The organism is Desulfobacter latus (assembly GCF_013389365.1).
GTDB classification, from domain to species: Bacteria; Desulfobacterota; Desulfobacteria; order Desulfobacterales; family Desulfobacteraceae; genus Desulfobacter; species Desulfobacter latus.
Genome location: NZ_JACADJ010000186.1, coordinates 1 through 526 on the forward strand (window position 1 = coordinate 1; position 526 = coordinate 526).

Below are 526 nucleotides of genomic sequence, written 5' to 3' on the forward strand. Positions count from 1 at the left end.
CCCAATGGACACTGGACTCTACCAGTTAAATTGTATAACCGGAGCTGTTAAATCCAAGTTTGAGAATAAGGATTTTCCTGCTTTTACCCAAGCAAGCACCTGCGAGGCTTCGACCCGGTTAATGTAAAAGGATCATATCAAGCAGGAAAGCAACAAAAAAAGAAATTAAAGCATATGGTGATTGACATGAGAGACGAGTATGATTTTTCAAAAGCTGAACGAGGCAAATTTTACAGACAAAATTCAAAATTGAATATACCAATTTATCTTGTTGATCAGGACGTTTTGGATTTTGTTAAAAAAATAGCCTCTAAAAAGGGAATTGACAGGTCAACAGTTGTTAATGATCTTATCAAAGGAAATATAAAGATCGCTCAGGCAATTGAATAATTATTAAGGCGAATAGGGATAGGACTCCCCATTACTGAGGAGCCCTCCCACACCACCCGGCATACGGATCTCGTACCAAGGCGGTTCGGCTGGTGTTAACAAAATCGGCTGTAGGTTATCCCACCGATTTACCGGG

General features: G+C 40.1%; 1 protein-coding gene. It reads left to right on the top strand.

From position 1 onward, the window contains the following. The first annotated feature begins 186 nt into the window (after positions 1-186). On the top strand, positions 187-390 hold the full coding sequence (locus HXW94_RS18915; RefSeq protein WP_246294262.1) for a hypothetical protein: 204 nt from the start codon (positions 187-189) through the stop codon (positions 388-390). Positions 391-526: the final 136 nt, after the last annotated feature.

What these genes read in the sequence shown, in the direction of transcription:
- HXW94_RS18915 (WP_246294262.1), top strand. Translation starts at nt 187, where the DNA reads ATGAGAGACGAGTATGATTTTTCAAAAGCTGAACGAGGCAAATTTTAC.